The sequence below is a fragment of the Novosphingobium sp. MMS21-SN21R genome (assembly GCF_031846015.1).
Taxonomy (GTDB): Bacteria; Pseudomonadota; Alphaproteobacteria; order Sphingomonadales; family Sphingomonadaceae; genus Novosphingobium.
Map to the genome: position 1 here is coordinate 2482825 of NZ_JAVRDU010000001.1, position 16922 is coordinate 2499746.

The window sequence follows — 16922 nt, forward strand, 5'->3', positions numbered from 1 at the left end:
GCCCCCTCCTCCCCGGGGGATCAGGAGTTGATGATGGGTCAAGAAGTGCACGAATTCGACGTGGATCCCGCGCAGGACGGTCCGCAGCCCGGGCCTTCGTGGGCCAGCAAGCGGTGGCCGGTGACGGACGCGGCGGCGGGCGACGACCTGACCCAGGCGATGGACCCGATGGCGATGAAACTCGTCATCGAGAAGGCCGCGAAGAAGGCCGGTGCCGCGCTGGACGAAACCGCGCTGCAACAGGCAGCGATGGATTCGATCCGCGCGATGACGATCATCCGCACCTACCGCGTGCGCGGGCATCTGGCGGCCGACCTCGATCCGCTGGGCCTTGCCCGCCAGAAGCTGCCTGCCGACATTTCGCCCGAATACTACGGCTTCACCGCCGCCGACATGACCCGCAAGATCTACCTAGGCGGTGCGCTCGGGCTGGAGTGGGCGACGGTCAACGAAATGGTCGCGATTCTGCGCGCCAACTATTGCGGGTCCATCGGCTTCGAATACATGCACATTGCCGATGTGGAGGAGCGCCGCTTCATCCAGGACCGCATCGAGGGTGGCGACAAGTCGATCGACTTTACCCCCAATGGCAAGAAGGCGATCCTCGCTGCCGTGGTTCGCGGCGAGCAATACGAGAAGTTCCTCGGCAAGAAGTACGTCGGCACCAAGCGCTTCGGGCTTGATGGCGGTGAATCGATGATTCCCGCGCTGGAAGCAATGATCAAGTACGGCGGCCAGCTTGGCGTGCGCGAAATCGTTTACGGCATGGCCCACCGCGGCCGCCTGAACGTGCTCGCCAACGTGATGGCCAAGCCCTACCGCGTGATCTTCCACGAATTCTCGGGCGGCACTGCCAATCCGCAGGATGTGGGCGGATCGGGCGACGTGAAGTACCACCTTGGCACCAGCACCGACCGCGAATTCGACGGCATCAAGGTGCACATGAGCCTTGTACCAAACCCATCGCACCTTGAAACGGTGGACCCTGTGGTGCTGGGCAAAGTCCGCGCGCAGCAGGTCTTCCGCGACGATATTGGCAGCGATGTCGGCCCGGATGCGCGCCACAAGCAGGTTCTGCCGGTGCTGATCCACGGCGACGCGGCGTTCGCCGGACAGGGCATCGTGTGGGAGTGCTTCGGCCTTTCGGGCGTGCGCGGCTACAACACCGGTGGCTGCATCCACTTCATCATCAACAACCAGATCGGCTTCACCACTTCGCCCCAGTTCTCGCGCGGATCCCCCTATCCGTCGGACGTGGCAAAGGGCGTGCAGGCGCCGATCCTGCACGTGAACGGCGATGACCCGGAAGCGGTGACCTTCGCGTGCAAGATGGCGATCGACTACCGCCAGAAGTTCGGCCGCGACATCGTGATCGACATGTGGTGCTACCGCCGCTTCGGCCATAACGAGGGCGACGAGCCTTCATTCACGCAGCCGCTGATGTATGCCAAGATCCGCCAGCATCCGCCGGTGAGCGACATCTATGCCACCCGCCTTGTCGGCCAGGGCGTGATCGATGCGAACCACAAGGGCGAAGTGGAGAGCCACTTTACCGCCGCACTGGAAAAGGAATTCGAGGCTTCCAAGGGCTACAAGGCCAACGAGGCCGACTGGTTCGGAGGCCGCTGGTCGGGGCTGAACAAGCCCGCCGATCCGGTGACCGCGCGCCGCAACGTGCCCACCGGCATCGACCAGAAGATGTTCGACAGCCTTGGCCGCACGCTGACGACCGTTCCGGCGGACCTGACCGTGCACAAGACGCTGGGCCGCGTGATCGACGCCAAGCGCGAGATGTTCACATCGAGCGCAGGGTTCGACTGGGCAACGGGCGAGGCTCTGGCCTTCGGCAGTCTTGTCATGGAAGGCTATGGCGTACGCCTGTCTGGCCAGGACTGCGGACGCGGCACCTTCAGCCAGCGTCATGCGGTGTGGGTCGACCAGACCGATGAGCGCAAGTATGTGCCGCTGACCACCCTGCCTCACGGCACATTCGAAGTGCTGGACTCGACACTTTCGGAATATGGCGTGCTCGGCTTCGAGTACGGCTATGCCAGCGCGGACCCCAAGAGCCTTGTGCTGTGGGAAGCGCAGTTCGGCGACTTTGCCAACGGCGCGCAGATCGTGATCGACCAGTACATTGCCGCATCCGAAGCCAAGTGGCTGCGCGCCAACGGCCTCGTCATGCTGCTGCCGCACGGCTATGAAGGCCAGGGGCCGGAGCATTCGTCTGCGCGCCCTGAGCGGTTCCTGCAGTTGTGCGCCGAAGACAATATCCAGGTGTGCAACGTGACCACGCCGGCCAACTACTTCCACGTGCTGCGCCGACAGATGCACCGTCCGTTCCGCAAACCGCTGATCATCATGACGCCCAAGAGCCTGCTGCGCCATCCGCTGGCAAAGTCGGTGGCGAGCGATTTCATCGGTGACGGGCACTTCATGCGCATCCTGTCGGACACCAATGGTTCGGCGGACAAGGATACCCGCCGCGTGGTGCTGTGTTCGGGCAAGGTCGCCTATGACCTGATCGAAGCGCGCAATGCCGCCGAGATGAGCGATACGCAGGTCATCCGGCTTGAGCAGCTCTACCCGTTCCCGGGCGAGCCGCTGGCGCTGCGTCTGGCGCGGATGCCGAACCTCGAAGAAGTGGTTTGGTGCCAGGAAGAGCCGAAGAACAACGGTTCGTGGTTCTTCGTCGAGCCGCTGATCGAGGAATCGCTCAAGGCCGCCAAGTGCAAGGTCGGGCGCGCACGCTATGCCGGGCGTCAGGCTTCGGCCTCGCCCGCCACGGGCCTCGCCAGCCGTCACGCCAGCGAGCAGGGCGCGCTTGTCGCCGATGCGCTGGGTCTTTCGGTGCGCGGTGAAATCCGCCGCCAGAAGAAGAACTGATTTTTGAAGATTTTCCTTCCCCCCAAGGAATTGCGATATGCCGATTGAAGTTAAGGTTCCGACGTTGGGTGAAAGCGTCAGCGAGGCAACCGTAGGCCAGTGGCTGAAGAAGCCGGGTGACACTGTTACGCTCGACGAGCCCATCGTCAGCCTCGAGACGGACAAGGTTGCCGTGGAGGTGCCCGCACCTGCCGCTGGCGTGCTGGGCGCGCTGGCCGCGAACGAGGGCGACACGGTTTCGGTGGGTGCGCTGCTGGCCTTCATCGAGGACAGCGTTGCCGCCGCAGGCGCGCAGGCCCCTGCCCCGCGCACCGAAGCGCCGGTTGCGCCGGCTTCCGATACCCTGCCAAAGGATGCGGTTGCTGCCAGCAACACCGATGTGTCGGTGCTCTCGCCCGCCGTGCGCCGCGCAGTGCTGGAACACGGGATCGACCCTTCGAGCGTCAAGGGCACCGGCAAGGACGGCCGCCTGACCAAGGAAGACGTGACCGCTGCGGCGCAGGCCAAGCAGGCGGCGCCTGCTGCGGTCGTTTCCGCTCCGGTTGCTGCTGCGCCGGTGGCTGCTGTTGCTGGCGGCCGCAACGAAGAGCGCGTGAAGATGACGCGCCTGCGCCAGACCATCGCCAAGCGCCTGAAGAGCGCGCAGGAAACTGCCGCCCTGCTGACCACGTTCAACGATGTGGACATGAGCGCGGTGATGGAAGCGCGCGCGAAGTACAAGGACGTGTTCGAGAAGAAGCACGGCGTGAAGCTCGGGCTGATGTCGTTCTTCGCCAAGGCCTCGGTGCTGGCACTCAAGGACATTCCGGCGGTCAACGCGCAGATGCAGGGCGATGAGATCGTCTACTTCGATTACGTCGATATCTCGGTCGCGGTTTCGGCTCCGAACGGGCTGGTCGTGCCGGTGGTGCGCAATGTCGACAAGATGAGCTTTGCCGATATCGAGAAGTCGATTGCCGACTATGGCAAGAAGGCTCGCGACGGCGCGCTGACGATGGACGACATGAAGGGCGGCACGTTCACCATCTCGAACGGCGGCGTGTTCGGCGGACTCATGTCCACCCCGATCATCAACCCGCCGCAGTCGGCCGTGCTCGGCCTGCACCGCATCGAGGACCGTGCCGTGGTGCGGAACGGCGAGATCGTGATCCGTCCGATGATGTATCTGGCGCTGTCGTATGATCACCGGATCATCGATGGGCGCGAGGCCGTGACGGCGCTGAAGACGATCAAGGAAGCGATCGAGGATCCTACGCGGTTGCTGATCGATCTTTGACCTGATGTTGTGCGGCATCCTTCGACAGGCTCAGGACGAGCGGATGTTGAGCATGAGAATACCCCAAGGTCCGCTCGCCCTGAGCCTGTCGAAGGGCGCGAGAGACGGAGGCCGACATGGCTGAATACGATTACGACGTTCTTGTCATCGGTGCCGGTCCCGGCGGTTACGTTGCGGCGATCCGTGCGGCACAGCTGGGGTTGAAGGTGGCTTGTGCCGATGGGCGCGAGACGCTGGGGGGCACGTGCCTGAACGTCGGGTGCATTCCGTCCAAGGCGCTGCTCCACGGGTCTGAGAAGTTCGATGAAGTGCGCAACGGCACGTTCGATCTTTACGGCATCAAGACCGGCAAGGTCGAACTCGACCTGACCGCGATGCAGGCGCAGAAGCTGGATTCGGTCAAGCAGCTGACCGGTGGGATCGAGTTCCTGTTCAAGAAGAACAAGGTGACCTGGCTCAAGGGTTATGCCGCGTTCGAGGACGCGCACAGCGTAATCGTGGCGGGCCAGAAGGTCACCGCCAAGAACATCGTGATTGCGACGGGTTCGGGCGTGACGCCGCTGCCCGGCGTGACCGTCGATAACGACGCGGGCGTGATCGTGGATTCGACCGGTGCGCTGGCGCTGACCCGCGTGCCCGATCACATGGTGGTGATCGGTGGCGGCGTGATCGGGCTTGAGCTGGGTTCGGTCTGGCGGCGTCTGGGTGCCAAGGTAACGGTCGTCGAATTCCTCGACCAGTTGCTGCCAGGGATGGACGGCGACGTGCGCAAGGAAGCCGCCAAGATCTTCAAGAAGCAGGGCATGGACCTGAAGCTTTCCACCAAGGTGACGGGCGTTGCGGTCGCGGGGTCGAAGGCGACGCTGACGGTAGAACCCTCCAAGGGCGGCGAGGCTTCGACCATCGAGGCCGACTGCGTGCTGGTGGCGATCGGGCGGCGTCCCTATGTCGACGGGCTGGGTCTCGACAAGATCGGGCTTGAAGTCAACGCGCGCGGGCAGATCGAAACGGATCACGACTTTGCCACCAAGGTGGATGGCGTGTGGGCGATCGGCGACGTGATTCCGGGTCCGATGCTGGCGCACAAGGCCGAGGACGAAGGCATTGCCGTGGCCGAGAATATCGCGGGCCTTACCGGCATCGTGAACCATGACGTGATTCCGGGCGTGGTCTATACATTCCCCGAGTTTGCGGGCGTGGGCCTGACCGAGGAAGCCGCGCGCGAAAAGGGCGAGGTGAAGGTTTCCAAGTTCCCGATGCTGGCGAACAGCCGCGCCAAGACCAATCACGAACCGGACGGCTTCGTGAAAGTGATCGCCGACGCCAAGACCGACCGCGTGCTGGGCGTATGGGCCATCGCTTCGGTGGCCGGGACGATGATCGCCGAGGCCGCGCTCGCCATGGAATTCGGCGCGACGAGCGAAGACATCGCCTATACCTGCCACGCGCATCCGACCCATTCGGAAGCGCTGAAGGAAGCGGCGATGGGCGTGCAGGGCAAGCCGATCCATATGTGATTTGCGGAAGTGTGAATGAAGGGGGCCGTCCTTCGGGGCGGCCCTTTTCGTTTGAACGCTGGCGGTGACGGGCCTAGGTGCAGGCCTGATATGAATTGAAGGAACTGCAGACATGTCGATCAAGCTTACCCTGACCGAAGACGAAACCGAGATCCTTATCGACGCGCTCGACGCGGACATGGAAGGTTATCTCGAAGCGGCCAAGGAAGCGCGCGGCAATACGCGCCGCGAAGAGATGAAGACCTTCACCGACGCCGCCGAGCGGATCGGTGCGCTCAAGGCGAAGCTGGAAGCGCTGCTGGGCGACGCCTGAGCGCGGCATGCGGCGGATCGCACAGCGGCTGGGTCTGCGCTATCCGCTGATCCAGGCACCGATGGCGGGGACATCCACCCCCGCCCTTGCTGCAGCCGTGTGCGAAGCGGGCGGTCTGGGATCGATTGCAATAGGCGCGGTCGATGCCAAGGCCGCTCGGACGGCGATTGCCGACTTGCGTGGGCGGACGGCGCGGCCGTTCAACGTCAACGCCTTCGTCCACCAGCAGGCGATACGCGACATCGCCATCGAACAGGCGTGGACCGGCGCGATGACGCCGCTGTTTGCACGGTTCGGGGCAGTGCCGCCAACAACCTTGCACGAAATCTACTGCTCGCTGAACGATGACCCTGACATGCTGGCGGTGCTGGTCGAGGCCGCACCCGCCGTGGTGAGCTTCCACTTCGGGCTGCCGACGCGCGAAGCGATTGCCGCGCTGAAAGCGCAAGGTTGCCTGCTTCTGGCCAGCGCGACGTCACTCGCCGAGGCGGAGGCGGCAGTGGCCAGCGGGATGGACGCGGTCGTGGCGCAGGGCTTTGAGGCAGGCGGACATCGCGGTGTGTTCGATCCCGGAGCGGCGGACGAACAGTTGGGCACGCTGGAACTCGTCAGGATCCTTGCCGCAAAGCTGGGCGTGCCGGTGATTGCGGCGGGCGGGATCATGGACGGGGCGGACATCCGGGCGGCGCTGAATGCTGGGGCGGACGCAGTGCAGCTTGGCACCGCCTTTGTCGGCTGCCCCGAGAGCGCAGCGGACGAGGGCTATCGCGCGGTTCTGGCGCAGGCACCGGGCACGACACTGACACGGGCGATCTCCGGCAGACCGGCGCGGTGCCTCGACAATGCCTTTGTGGGCTGGGCAAGCACGACCAGCACGACAGTGCCCGACTATCCGGTGACTTATGACGCGGGCAAGGCCCTGATCGCGGCGGCACGGGCGGCAGGTGAAGCGGGTTTCGGCGCGCACTGGGCGGGCACCGGATTCGACCGGGCAAGGCCGATCCCTGCGGCAGACCTTGTGGCATTGCTTGTGCAAGAGGCAGGTTTCGATGCCTGACATGCCGAGCGCGGATCTTTCGGCACTGATCGGACTGCTCGATCTGGTGGGCATCGCGGTGTTTGCGCTGACCGGGGCACTGCTGGCGGCAAAGCTGCGGCAGACGTTCGTGACGATGGCGTTCTTCGCGCTGGTGACCGGCGTTGGCGGTGGGTCGGTGCGCGATCTGCTGATCGGGGCGCCGGTGTTCTGGGTGCGCGATCCGTGGGTTGCGCCGGCGTGCCTTGGCGTGGCGCTGATGGCCTGGTTCACGCCAAGGCAGTGGTGGGATAAGCCTGTCCTCGAGTGGGCAGACGCGGCGGGGCTTGGGGCCTATGCGGTACTGGGCACGGCCAAGGCGCTGGCGTTTGGGGTGGCGCCGGTGCCTGCGGTTCTGATGGGTGTGATCACCGGCTGTGTCGGCGGAATCATCCGAGATGTGCTGGCCGGGCGGCCTTCGATCCTCATGCGCCCTGAGTTGTATGTGACCGCGGCGGCGCTTTCGTCAGTGATTTGTGCGGGCGGCGCGGCGCTGGGACTGGCGAACGGGGTGGTGTGGCCCGTCGCAGCGCTGGCGGGCTTCGCCTTGCGCGGCGCAGCGATCTGGTGGCGGCTGGGATTGCCGGTGTATCAGGCTGAACGCTAAGACAGGCGCTTCCGTCAAAACAAGCCCTCCCCCCCGCCCCCTCCCCCCTTCGACAGGCTCAGGATGGGCGGGAGGGGAGATTCAGTTACCCGATCATTTCCACCACGACCTTGCCCATGGCCTGACGGTTTTCGAGCGTGGCGATGGCTTCGCGGCCTTCATCGAGGGTGAAGCGCTGCGAGACGCGGGGGTTGATCTTGCCGGCTTTCAGGAGGCCAAACAGCTCGGCGACCTGTGCCTTGAAGTTGTCTGGTTCGCGCGCGATGAAGCCGCCCCAGAACACGCCGCAGACATCGCAGGATTTGAGCAGGGTGAGGTTGAGCGGCAGTTTGGCGATGCCAGCCGGGAAGCCGACGACGAGGAAGCGACCTTCCCACGCAATGGCGCGGACGGCGGGTTCGGAATAATCGCCGCCGACAATGTCATAAACGATGTTCGCGCCGCCCGGTCCGCAGGCGGCCTTGAACTGTTCGGCCAATGCCTTGGACTGCGCCTTATCGAACGGAGCGCGACCATAGATCACGACCTCATCCGCGCCCGCTTGGCGCGCGACCTGGGCCTTTTCCTCGCTCGAGACGGCGGCGATCACGCGCGCGCCATAGGCTTTGCCGAGTTCGATGGCGGAGAGGCCGACGCCGCCCGCTGCGCCAAGCACCAGCATGGTGTCACCGGCCTTGATGTGGCCACGATCCTTGAGGGCGTGGATGGTGGTGCCATAGGTCATCAGCAGCGAAGCGCCGGTGGCGAAGTCCACATCGGCGGGCAGCGCAAACAGGCGGTCAGCGGGGACGACGGCCATTTCGGCAAGGCCGCCATTGCCGATCATCGCCATGACCCGGTCGCCCACCGACCAGCCGGTTACGCCCTCGCCCAAGGCCTCGATAGTCCCGGCAAGTTCGCTGCCGGGGGCGTAAGGGCGCTCTGGCTTGAACTGGTAGAGATCGCGGATCATCAGCGTGTCGGGAAAATTGATTGAGCAGGCACGAACGCGCACGACCACTTCGCCCGCACCGGGCACGGGATCGGGCAGATCGTCGAGCTTGAGCGTTTCGGGGCCGCCCACGGCGTGAGTGCGCAGAGCCTTCATCGGTATCTCCCTAAGCCTGTGCGGAATCAGTCCGCCTTTGGCCCTTAGGAAGCAAGTTTTGCGCGGCTTGGGAAGGCTTTTAAATGAGCGCTTAAGCTGCCGTTACGGCATCGGTGCCGCGCGCGAGGAAAGGCAAGTGATCGCGCATCTTCGCTTCGTGGGTGGAGATGGCGGTATCGCGAGCCATCGTCAGCCCGACTTCGTCGAGGCCGTTCAGAAGGCAGTTCTTGCGGAACGGATCGATTTCGAAGCTGAAACGATCCTGAAACGGGGTGGTGACGGTTTGCGCCTCAAGATCGATCATCACCGGGTCGGTGACGGCGACTTCCATCAGGCGGTCAATCGCTTCCTGCGGCAGAACGACGGTGAGAATGCCGTTCTTGAACGCATTGCCCGAGAAGATGTCCGAAAACGACGGCGCGATGACCGCCTTCACGCCCAGATCGAGCAAGGCCCATGCTGCGTGTTCACGGCTGGAGCCACAGCCGAAGTTGTCGCCCGCGATCAGGATGGGTGAGCCTGCAAATTCGGCACTGTCGAAGATGTTGTCCGGATCGGTGCGGATCGTCTCGAACGCGCCACGCCCAAGGCCCTGACGGGTGATCGTCTTGAGCCACTTGGCGGGGATGATTACGTCGGTATCGACGTTCTTGCGGCCGAACGGGATTGCCCGTCCATCGATTTGGTTCACCGGTTCCATGGCGTCGCTATAGCTGCGAAGACGCCCGATGCAAGAACCTCAATCGGTCTCGGGAACGTCGACCGGCGGGGCTTTGGGCGCAGTCTTTTCGGCGCGTTCCTTGCGGCGCGAGGCGTAAAGCAGAGCGGCGGCGAGCGCGGCGGAGCCGATTGCCGCGCCTGCCATGGCTGCCTTGCCGGTCCAGTCGGTTTTCTTGGTCACGCGCGAAACTCCTTGAATTCGTTGGGGCCAGATTGGACACGCCCCTGCGTGAATGCAAGGTTTACCCGAGGAATTTCCGCAGGGCTATCCATTGGGCGTGCTTGGCCTCGAAGCTGAGCGCGGCATGCGCAGGGCTGCTGGAGGGCAGGCGGAGCAGGGTCAGACGCGCTTCGCCGGCCAGCTGCGGCGCGCCGATGGAGGCCGATTTCGCACCGTTGAAGGCGACTGCCTGCAGAGCTGGGAGCGCAGCAACGAGGTGCGCCAGCGGGTTGGCCTCGACATTGCGGATGGCGGTATCGAGGCTGCCTTGGCGGATGGCCGTGCCGATGGAATCCCACAGGCCGATGCCGTGATCCAGAAGCGTGGCCAGCCGGGTTTCATAGGCCGCGCCTTCGAGATCCTGCCCGATGACTGCGCCGACCAGTCGCCAGAACTGGTTGCGCGGATTGGCGTAGTAGCGCGCGGCGGCAAGGCTGGCCTCACCGGGCAGGCTGCCGAGGATCAGGACGCGGGTTCGCTCATCGGTTATCGGCGCGAACGAGGCCTTGCGCTCGGTCATGCAGGAACGGGGGTGGGTGGCGCCAGGGGCGGTGGGGCTTCCTCGTCCTTGGCGGGCGTGCCGCAGGTCATGCAAAAGCGGAAGAACGCCATCTTGCGAGTGTTGCAGCTGTGGCAATGGTCGAACAGGGTCATGCCGCAGTGGACGCAGAAGTTGGACTCGGCGTCGCCCGTGGTGGCGATGGGGCGGTCGCAGCCGGGGCAGACTTTGGCCGCCATCTTCTTGAACGCCTCGTCATGGGAAACGCGCTTGCGGCGCTCCTGCTCGGCCTCGGCTTCCACTTCGGTGCGATGCGCGATGTAGGCGCGCATGTTCTTGATCAGGAAATGCCCGGCGGCAAATGTCAGCGCGATGCCGACGGCGTAGCGGATATAGCCGCCATAGCTTGGCAGATAGGGGACGAGTTCGACGAAGAACACGAACACCGCCGCCAGCACGAAACCGCGCATCAGCGGCCAGTGATCGCTCTTGCGCTTTTTCACCACCATCCACGTGGCGACCGCGAGCATCGGCAAGGTGATCAGCAGTCGAAGACCGAAGACGCGCAGTTCCTGCCAGAACATCGCGCGTTCCTGCGCAGGCAGGGCCTCGTTGATCAGGTCGTTCTCATGGGAACGCAGGGCACTTTCGCGCTGGTCGAGCGGAGCGCGGACGTTTTCAAGATCGGCAATGGCCTGCTGGATCGCGCGCTCGTTGCCCTTGAGCTGTTCGAGTTCGCGCGTGCGGGCGAGGACTTCGGGGTCCTGTTGCGGATTGGTGGTGGCGGTGCGTGCTGCGATCCAGGCGCGGAAGGTCTCGCCGGCGGTGGTCGAGGCGCGTGTCGCCTGATCGAGCTGGAGGCGCTGGATTTCGAGCTTGTCGTCGATGCCGGCTTTGTCCCGCCCGATCTGGGCGATGTCCTTGCGGAGCTGCCGGATCGCGGGCGTATCGTCAGCGGGGGCAGTATAGACCTGCTCCTCGACCAGCGGCAGATCGCCGATCACGAGATTGCCGAGGCCAATGATGAAGCCTGCAAAGACGATCGAAACCAGCCAGAGAACGCCGCGATAGAGGCGTTCCGGCACGCGGACTCCCTTGACCATATCCATGTTCAGTCCACTCCAGTTCGGGGAGAGGCTAGGCGCTGGCGGGGCCTGTGTAAATCAGCGCTGGATCAGCGGGCTGACGGGATCGCGCGCGGCTTCCCACTGGTTCCACTTGTCGCCGAGGCCGGGGTGGTCGATCGCGCCTTCGCGCATCATGGCGGCGGCTTGTGCGGCGGGGAGCGGTGGGAGCGGGCCGTTGTCGGCCATCATCAGTTCGTCGCCGAGCAGCCGGAACTCGGCGGGGCCGGGGCGGAAGGCCTGGACCACGGTCATGACGCTGCCGCCATATTGCACAACATCGATCACCAAGGCGTCGACATCGCCTTTGGGCGTACCGACCTTGACCTGACGGGCGACCGCGCAATCGGGCCATTGCGACGCGCCGCCGGTGATGAAGGCCTTGGCCTGTTCGTCCTGTTCGAGCGTGGTCGCGCCTTCGAACGTGCTCAGCGCGCGGTTGCCGTCGCTGCGCATGCACAGCGATTGCGGCTGGTAATGGCTCCCGGCGGGCAGGTCCGACACAGTCCAGAACGCATGGGCCATGAGGAACCCTGCGAGTTGGAGCGCGGCTGTCGGCAGGCCTGCCATGGGATCAGGCCATCAGCTTGCGGACGTCGGTCAAGTGCCCGGTTACGGCGGCGGCGGCGGCCATCGCCGGGCTGACGAGGTGCGTGCGCGCGCCCGGCCCTTGCCGTCCGACGAAATTGCGGTTCGAGGTGGAAGCGCAGCGTTCGCCCGCAGGCACCTTGTCCGGGTTCATGCCGAGGCAGGCCGAACAGCCCGGTTCGCGCCATTCGAAGCCCGCGTCGATGAACACGCGGTCAAGGCCTTCGGCCTCGGCCTGCTGCTTGACGAGGCCCGAGCCGGGGACGACGATCGCCCACTTGACGTTGGCGGACTTGTGGCGACCCTTGAGGATCGCGGCGGCGGCGCGCATGTCTTCGATGCGGCTGTTGGTGCAGGAGCCAATGAAGATGTTCTGGACCTCGACGTCTTCCATGCGCTGACCGGGGGTCAGGCCCATGTAAGCGAGGCTGGCGCGGGCGGCGTCCTGCTTGGACGGATCGGCAAAGCTTTCGGGCGCGGGGACGAGGCCGGTGATCGGCAGGACGTCCTCAGGACTGGTGCCCCAGGTAACCGAAGGCGCGATGTCCTTGGCATCGATCACGACGACCTTGTCATAGGTCGCGCCGAGATCGGTGGCGAGGCTCGTCCACCATGCCACGGCCTTGTCCCAATCATCGCCCTTGGGCGCATAGGGACGGCCCTTGATATAGGCGATGGTCTTTTCATCGGGCGCGCACAGGCCTGCGCGCGCGCCGTGTTCGATTGCCATGTTCGAGATGGTCAACCGGCCCTCGATCGACAGGTCGCGGATGACCTGCCCGGTATATTCGATGACCGAGCCGGTGCCGCCCGCCGCGCCGAGCACCCCGGTGATGTGCAGGACTACGTCCTTGGCGGTGACGCCGGGGGTCAGCGTGCCATCGACACGGACTTCCATGGTCTTCGATTGCTTGAGAAGCAGCGTTTGCGTGGCGAGGACGTGTTCGACCTCGCTGGTGCCGATGCCAAAGGCCAGCGCGCCGAGGCCGCCGTGGCAGGCGGTGTGGCTGTCACCGCAGACGATGGTCGCGCCGGGGAGCGAGAAGCCCTGTTCCGGCCCGACAACGTGGACGATGCCCTGCTCCGCATCGGCATCGCCGATGTAGCGGATGCCGAAGGCGGGCGCATTGCGCTCAAGCGCTTCGAGTTGCTGGGCGGATTCCGCGTCCGCAATGGGAATGCGCGTGCCGTCGGCGGCGCGGCGCGCGGTGGTGGGCAGATTATGATCGGGCACGGCAAGCGTGAGATCGGGGCGGCGCACCTTCCGGCCCGACGTGCGAAGCGCTTCGAACGCCTGCGGGCTGGTCACTTCGTGGACGAGGTGACGGTCGATATAGATCAGGGCCGTGCCATCGTCGCGCTGTTCGACAACGTGGGCGTCCCAGATCTTCTGGTAGAGGGTGCGTGGATTGTTCGGCATAGTGGCCAGCGGTTAGGCCCGCCCTCCCCGCAATTCAAGCAGGAAAGGGCGGGCCATCCGGTCAGCGGGCGCAATTTTGTTACGCCGGTAGAGCATCAGCCACGGCGGCCATCATGGTCCCGGCGCTCACCGCGCAGGCGATCGGTGATCGTGGCGACGCGGCGTTCCAGCGTGCGGTATTCGTTCGCGCTCAGCCCGCGGTCGGCGTAGCGGCTGTAAAGCTGCTTCACGTCGCGCGCATCGCGGTGCAGGCCCACAGCCTCGCGGCGGGAAATCGCGCGATTGGCGACAGCGCGGTCGATCTTGCGATCAAGCTGGTTGATGTCGCGGCGAATCTCGGCGTTGCGGCCCGGCGTCAGATACGAGGCCTCGGCGCGGTTGCCTCCGGGATAGCGATCGTTGTCCCATGCCATCGCCGGGGTGGCGACGCCTGCGATCATGGTGGTGAGGACGGCGGCGAGAATGGTCTTGCGCATGGGGGTAACTCCTTGTTTGCGTTGGAGGCAAACTGCGCCCGCGCGGCTGAACGGCAGAAAAACGAAGCGTCGCGCCTTTCGGGCAAAGTGTAAGAATGTGTCGCAGGGCGCGGTTGGGCGTTGTATGGCGTGGCCCATGCAGACGCTTGCCGCCATTCTGATCGTGATCGCCACGGTGCTCGCCATGGAGTTCGTGGCGTGGTCCAGCCACAAATATGTGATGCATGGCTTCGGCTGGGGCTGGCACCGCGACCACCATGAACCGCATGACGGGTTCCTTGAGAAAAATGACCTTTATGCGCTGTTCGGAGCGGCGATTTCGATCACGTTTTTTGCCATCGGCAGCCCGCTGGTGCGCGGCGACGCGGCGTGGTGGCCGGGGACCTGGATCGGCCTTGGCGTGCTGGCTTATGGGGTGATTTACACGCTGGTGCATGACGGGCTGGTCCACCAGCGCTGGTTCCGCTGGGTGCCCAAGCGCGGCTATGCCAAGCGGCTGGTGCAGGCGCACAAGCTGCACCACGCGACCATCGGCAAGGAAGGCGGGGTGAGCTTCGGCTTTGTGATTGCGCGCGATCCGGCGGTGCTGAAGCGGGAGCTGCGGGTGCAGCGGGAGCGGGGGATTGCGGTGTTGCGGGAAGCGGTGGACTGATTGGTCAGCCGACCCAAATGTATCGCACCAACGCCATCGCGAATGCGAAAACAAATGCGTAGCCAAAGCGGTCTAGGCTGACGAGCGGTTGTCCCTTTTTCGTCCGTGCCCAGCCGATGAACATCATAATCGCAGCAATCGTGGTAGGCGTGATGAACAGGTTGATCGCTCGGAGCGTGGGATTAGCAATCGGCGAGGTTGGGAATAGCAAAAGGCTGATCCCGCCTGCGATCAGACCCCAAAGGATGAAGCCGATAGTAGAGAACAGGGGTGTCCGGGGCTTCTGCAGGGTATCAGCCATGCTGCGCATCCCCAATTCCGCCAGCACCTCAAACAGGGTCTGAAGCAGGATCTCTCCACCAAACTGAAGCAGCACTTCAAACACGAATTCCATGAATTGAAGGCATAGGGCAGTTGCAGTAGCTGTGAAAGCCTTCGCGTTACCCCCTTCCCTCACGCCAACCTGATCTCGTTCAGCACTCCCTTCGCCAAGTTCCTAAACCGCAGCGCGTCGGACACCGAGATGTCCTGATTGTGGGCCGCCGCGTTTCTCAGGCTCCGCATTTCGCCGATCATGCCTGCGGTGCGGGCGGGGAGGATGCCGTGTTGGTGGAGGTGGCGGGCGGCTTGTATGGGGTCGGCTATGGCGAGCTGGTGGGTGTGGGCGAGGCCTTGCAGCGCGTCTTCGATGCCCGACCATGAATCGAGCACGGCGGCGTTGGGGGACAGGTCGAGCAGTTTGAGGAAGCGGCTGTGATCGCCCGACAGCGCGAGTTCGGGCCCGGGTTCGATGCTCGCCTGCAATGGCGGGGCCTGCGATTCGAGGCTGTCGAGCTGCTGGGCGAAGCGGGCGGACTTGTCGCCCCAGCTCAGTTCATCGAGACGGGACAGCAGCGCGAGCAGGTGCCTGCGGAAGATCAGCGCTATGACCAGCGCGGCCAAGGGCCAGGCGAGCGCCGAGAACATGGCGGCGGACCAGTCAAGCCAGTCGGTGCCGCCGGTCTGGCCTACGGTGAGCGTGATCATGGGCTAAGGTCCGTTTCGAGTCTCGGAAGATCCTATCCGAAACGGAACAAATATGGAACATTGATTGCGGAGGGCTATTCCGCGCGAGTCCATATCCAGGTGCCGGTGATTCCCATGACTGCGGCGGGAATCAGCAGCCACGGCCAGCCCGCTGTGAAAGCGGTCAGCAGCACGCCCGCGCCCATGGCGATCAGCGCGCCCTTTTTGGCCTTGCGCGAGATGGCGCGCCGTTCACGCCATTGGCGCAAGGGCGGCCCGTAGCGTGGGTGATCGAGCAGGCGCTGCTCCCACGCGGGGTTGGAGCGCGCGAAGAAGAACGTGGCCAGCAGCAGGAACGGGACCGTGGGCAGGATCGGCAGGAACGCGCCGATTGCGCCCAGAGCCACCGAAATGATGCCGCCCGCGAGATAGAGATGGCGGCGCAAAGTCCCTGCCCTTCAGGCCGCAGCCGCGAGGCGGGCGGCGTGTTCGCGCACGAGCGCGATCATGTTGGGCACGCCCTGCGTGCGGTTGGACGAAAGCTGCTTTTTGAGATCGAAGGGGCCGAGTGCTTCGGCGACGTCCATGGCGGCAACTTGCGCGGCGGGCTTGTCCTGCACGGCGGCGAGAACCAGTGCGACGATGCCCTTGGTGATCGCGGCATTGCTGTCGGCCAGGAAATGCAGCGTGCCGCCCTGCCCCTGCGTGGGATAGACCCAGACGCTGGCCGAACAGCCACGCACCAGCGTGGCGTCGGTTTTCAGGGCGTCGGGCATGTCTTCGAGTTCGCGGCCGAGTTCGATCAGCAGGCGATAGCGTTCGTCGCCATCGAGGAATTCGTACTCTTCGAGAATGTCGTCAAGGCTGCGCATGGGCGGGCTTTAGCAGAACACTGCGCGGCCTCAAGTGCTGCGCGCGTGCTTCGACAGGCTCGGCACGAACGGCCAGCTTTATGACCAAACTACAAATCCACGCCTGCTGCGATGGCTTCGAGTTTGCGCAGGCGTTCGCGCATGTCGGCGAGGTCGATCAGGCTGGCAGTGTCTCCATAGTCGGCGGCACCGGCGCGTTCGAGTTCGAGGCGCTTGAGGGCGAGCCAGCCGTCCCAGCCACGCAAGGTGGCCATGGCGACCATGGCGAGGCCGGTCAGAGCGGAAAGCGAGAGGACAATATCGGAAGTCATGCCTGCAACTCCCTGTTGCGGATGGATTTACTTTTCGCGGAGCGAATCAATCTCACGCGAGAGGCGGCGGGTTTCGCCATCGTCGGTGGCGATGCGTTCGAGCACTTCGAGACGCTTGCGCATTTCGGCGACTTCGCGTTCGAGCGCGGCGGTGTAGGCAGGGTCGGCGTTGCCCGTATCGGCAGGCGGTGCGCCGTGCCGGTCGCGGTTCATGCGGATGTTGGCGTAAGCGATGATGGCGACGATCGCCACCAGGGCACTCCAGAATGACATT

The 16922-nt window shown here is 64.5% G+C and carries 21 protein-coding genes; 7 read left to right on the plus strand and 14 right to left on the minus strand.

Annotation, left to right across the window (positions count from 1 at the left end; all coding sequences use genetic code 11):
• Nucleotides 1–33 precede the first annotated feature (33 nt).
• The 6 genes from RM192_RS11840 (at nucleotide 34) to RM192_RS11865 (ending at nucleotide 7674) form a co-directional block, all read left to right on the plus strand.
• Nucleotides 34–2886 (plus strand): 2-oxoglutarate dehydrogenase E1 component, encoded by a 2853-nt coding sequence (locus tag RM192_RS11840; RefSeq protein WP_311507752.1) that lies wholly within the window; start codon nucleotides 34–36, stop codon nucleotides 2884–2886.
• 37 nt (nucleotides 2887–2923) lie between these two features.
• Nucleotides 2924–4162, plus strand: a complete 1239-nt coding sequence (gene odhB / locus RM192_RS11845; protein WP_311507753.1) for a 2-oxoglutarate dehydrogenase complex dihydrolipoyllysine-residue succinyltransferase — start codon at nucleotides 2924–2926, stop codon at nucleotides 4160–4162.
• 116 nt (nucleotides 4163–4278) lie between these two features.
• Complete coding sequence (lpdA, locus tag RM192_RS11850) at nucleotides 4279–5679, plus strand: dihydrolipoyl dehydrogenase (RefSeq protein WP_311507754.1); 1401 nt, start codon at nucleotides 4279–4281, stop codon at nucleotides 5677–5679.
• Nucleotides 5680–5791: 112 nt separating this feature from the next.
• Entirely contained in the window at nucleotides 5792–5992 is a 201-nt protein-coding gene (locus RM192_RS11855) for a hypothetical protein (protein WP_311507755.1), read from the plus strand.
• Between the two features lie 7 nt (nucleotides 5993–5999).
• Nucleotides 6000–7049: a nitronate monooxygenase gene (locus RM192_RS11860; protein ID WP_311507756.1), complete on the plus strand. Its 1050-nt coding sequence runs from the start codon at nucleotides 6000–6002 to the stop codon at nucleotides 7047–7049.
• Nucleotides 7042–7674 (plus strand): trimeric intracellular cation channel family protein, encoded by a 633-nt coding sequence (locus tag RM192_RS11865; RefSeq protein ID WP_311507757.1) that lies wholly within the window; start codon nucleotides 7042–7044, stop codon nucleotides 7672–7674. The genes RM192_RS11860 and RM192_RS11865 overlap by 8 nt, the downstream gene beginning before the upstream one ends.
• 85 nt (nucleotides 7675–7759) lie before the next feature.
• Here RM192_RS11865 and RM192_RS11870 read toward each other — a convergent pair whose 3' ends face one another.
• The 8 genes from RM192_RS11870 to RM192_RS11905 form a co-directional block, all read right to left on the minus strand.
• Nucleotides 7760–8761, minus strand: a complete 1002-nt coding sequence (locus RM192_RS11870; RefSeq protein ID WP_311507758.1) for an NADPH:quinone oxidoreductase family protein — start codon at nucleotides 8759–8761, stop codon at nucleotides 7760–7762.
• Between the two features lie 91 nt (nucleotides 8762–8852).
• Complete coding sequence (gene leuD / locus RM192_RS11875) at nucleotides 8853–9461, minus strand: 3-isopropylmalate dehydratase small subunit (RefSeq protein ID WP_311507759.1); 609 nt, start codon at nucleotides 9459–9461, stop codon at nucleotides 8853–8855.
• 39 nt (nucleotides 9462–9500) lie between these two features.
• A complete protein-coding gene (locus RM192_RS11880; RefSeq protein WP_311508656.1) occupies nucleotides 9501–9662 on the minus strand; it encodes an LPXTG cell wall anchor domain-containing protein in 162 nt (53 codons plus the stop codon).
• A gap of 61 nt (nucleotides 9663–9723) precedes the next feature.
• A complete protein-coding gene (locus RM192_RS11885) occupies nucleotides 9724–10221 on the minus strand; it encodes a DNA-deoxyinosine glycosylase (RefSeq protein ID WP_311507760.1) in 498 nt (165 codons plus the stop codon).
• Nucleotides 10218–11309, minus strand: coding sequence for a zinc ribbon domain-containing protein (locus RM192_RS11890; RefSeq protein WP_311507761.1), 1092 nt, complete (start codon nucleotides 11307–11309; stop codon nucleotides 10218–10220). The genes RM192_RS11885 and RM192_RS11890 overlap by 4 nt, the downstream gene beginning before the upstream one ends.
• Before the next feature lie 54 nt (nucleotides 11310–11363).
• On the minus strand, nucleotides 11364–11894 hold the full coding sequence (locus RM192_RS11895) for a hypothetical protein (protein ID WP_311507762.1): 531 nt from the start codon (nucleotides 11892–11894) through the stop codon (nucleotides 11364–11366).
• Nucleotides 11895–11898: 4 nt separating this feature from the next.
• On the minus strand, nucleotides 11899–13332 hold the full coding sequence (gene leuC, locus RM192_RS11900) for a 3-isopropylmalate dehydratase large subunit (protein ID WP_311507763.1): 1434 nt from the start codon (nucleotides 13330–13332) through the stop codon (nucleotides 11899–11901).
• Nucleotides 13333–13427: 95 nt separating this feature from the next.
• Nucleotides 13428–13808: a hypothetical protein gene (locus RM192_RS11905; RefSeq protein ID WP_311507764.1), complete on the minus strand. Its 381-nt coding sequence runs from the start codon at nucleotides 13806–13808 to the stop codon at nucleotides 13428–13430.
• A gap of 136 nt (nucleotides 13809–13944) precedes the next feature.
• Here RM192_RS11905 and RM192_RS11910 point away from each other — a divergent pair, with 136 nt between their 5' ends.
• Entirely contained in the window at nucleotides 13945–14460 is a 516-nt protein-coding gene (locus RM192_RS11910) for a sterol desaturase family protein (RefSeq protein ID WP_311507765.1), read from the plus strand.
• 4 nt (nucleotides 14461–14464) lie between these two features.
• Here the strand turns inward: RM192_RS11910 and RM192_RS11915 are convergent, their stop codons facing one another.
• The 6 genes from RM192_RS11915 to RM192_RS11940 form a co-directional block, all read right to left on the minus strand.
• The gene (locus RM192_RS11915; RefSeq protein WP_311507766.1) at nucleotides 14465–14854 is read right to left on the minus strand and encodes a hypothetical protein; all 390 of its coding nucleotides are present in this window, start codon (nucleotides 14852–14854) and stop codon (nucleotides 14465–14467) included.
• 59 nt (nucleotides 14855–14913) lie between these two features.
• Complete coding sequence (locus RM192_RS11920) at nucleotides 14914–15486, minus strand: DUF4145 domain-containing protein (protein WP_311507767.1); 573 nt, start codon at nucleotides 15484–15486, stop codon at nucleotides 14914–14916.
• A gap of 74 nt (nucleotides 15487–15560) precedes the next feature.
• On the minus strand, nucleotides 15561–15911 hold the full coding sequence (locus RM192_RS11925) for a YbaN family protein (protein ID WP_311507768.1): 351 nt from the start codon (nucleotides 15909–15911) through the stop codon (nucleotides 15561–15563).
• A 12-nt stretch (nucleotides 15912–15923) separates the two neighbouring features.
• Nucleotides 15924–16337: a SufE family protein gene (locus RM192_RS11930; protein WP_311507769.1), complete on the minus strand. Its 414-nt coding sequence runs from the start codon at nucleotides 16335–16337 to the stop codon at nucleotides 15924–15926.
• Nucleotides 16338–16426: 89 nt separating this feature from the next.
• Nucleotides 16427–16648, minus strand: coding sequence for a hypothetical protein (locus tag RM192_RS11935; RefSeq protein WP_311507770.1), 222 nt, complete (start codon nucleotides 16646–16648; stop codon nucleotides 16427–16429).
• 27 nt (nucleotides 16649–16675) lie between these two features.
• Nucleotides 16676–16921, minus strand: coding sequence for a hypothetical protein (locus RM192_RS11940; RefSeq protein WP_311507772.1), 246 nt, complete (start codon nucleotides 16919–16921; stop codon nucleotides 16676–16678).
• Nucleotide 16922: the final 1 nt, after the last annotated feature.

Coding starts and splice junctions, on each gene's coding strand:
- RM192_RS11840 (WP_311507752.1), top strand. CDS start 34: ATGGGTCAAGAAGTGCACGAATTCGACGTGGATCCCGCGCAGGACGGT.
- RM192_RS11930 (WP_311507769.1), bottom strand. CDS start 16,337: ATGCGCAGCCTTGACGACATTCTCGAAGAGTACGAATTCCTCGATGGC.
- leuD (WP_311507759.1), bottom strand. CDS start 9,461: ATGGAACCGGTGAACCAAATCGATGGACGGGCAATCCCGTTCGGCCGC.
- odhB (WP_311507753.1), top strand. CDS start 2,924: ATGCCGATTGAAGTTAAGGTTCCGACGTTGGGTGAAAGCGTCAGCGAG.
- RM192_RS11895 (WP_311507762.1), bottom strand. CDS start 11,894: ATGGCAGGCCTGCCGACAGCCGCGCTCCAACTCGCAGGGTTCCTCATG.
- RM192_RS11915 (WP_311507766.1), bottom strand. CDS start 14,854: ATGGAATTCGTGTTTGAAGTGCTGCTTCAGTTTGGTGGAGAGATCCTG.
- RM192_RS11865 (WP_311507757.1), top strand. CDS start 7,042: ATGCCTGACATGCCGAGCGCGGATCTTTCGGCACTGATCGGACTGCTC.
- RM192_RS11940 (WP_311507772.1), bottom strand. CDS start 16,921: ATGTCATTCTGGAGTGCCCTGGTGGCGATCGTCGCCATCATCGCTTAC.
- RM192_RS11935 (WP_311507770.1), bottom strand. CDS start 16,648: ATGACTTCCGATATTGTCCTCTCGCTTTCCGCTCTGACCGGCCTCGCC.
- RM192_RS11920 (WP_311507767.1), bottom strand. CDS start 15,486: ATGATCACGCTCACCGTAGGCCAGACCGGCGGCACCGACTGGCTTGAC.
- RM192_RS11870 (WP_311507758.1), bottom strand. CDS start 8,761: ATGAAGGCTCTGCGCACTCACGCCGTGGGCGGCCCCGAAACGCTCAAG.
- RM192_RS11910 (WP_311507765.1), top strand. CDS start 13,945: ATGCAGACGCTTGCCGCCATTCTGATCGTGATCGCCACGGTGCTCGCC.
- RM192_RS11860 (WP_311507756.1), top strand. CDS start 6,000: ATGCGGCGGATCGCACAGCGGCTGGGTCTGCGCTATCCGCTGATCCAG.
- RM192_RS11885 (WP_311507760.1), bottom strand. CDS start 10,221: ATGACCGAGCGCAAGGCCTCGTTCGCGCCGATAACCGATGAGCGAACC.
- lpdA (WP_311507754.1), top strand. CDS start 4,279: ATGGCTGAATACGATTACGACGTTCTTGTCATCGGTGCCGGTCCCGGC.
- RM192_RS11855 (WP_311507755.1), top strand. CDS start 5,792: ATGTCGATCAAGCTTACCCTGACCGAAGACGAAACCGAGATCCTTATC.
- RM192_RS11890 (WP_311507761.1), bottom strand. CDS start 11,309: ATGGATATGGTCAAGGGAGTCCGCGTGCCGGAACGCCTCTATCGCGGC.
- RM192_RS11905 (WP_311507764.1), bottom strand. CDS start 13,808: ATGCGCAAGACCATTCTCGCCGCCGTCCTCACCACCATGATCGCAGGC.
- leuC (WP_311507763.1), bottom strand. CDS start 13,332: ATGCCGAACAATCCACGCACCCTCTACCAGAAGATCTGGGACGCCCAC.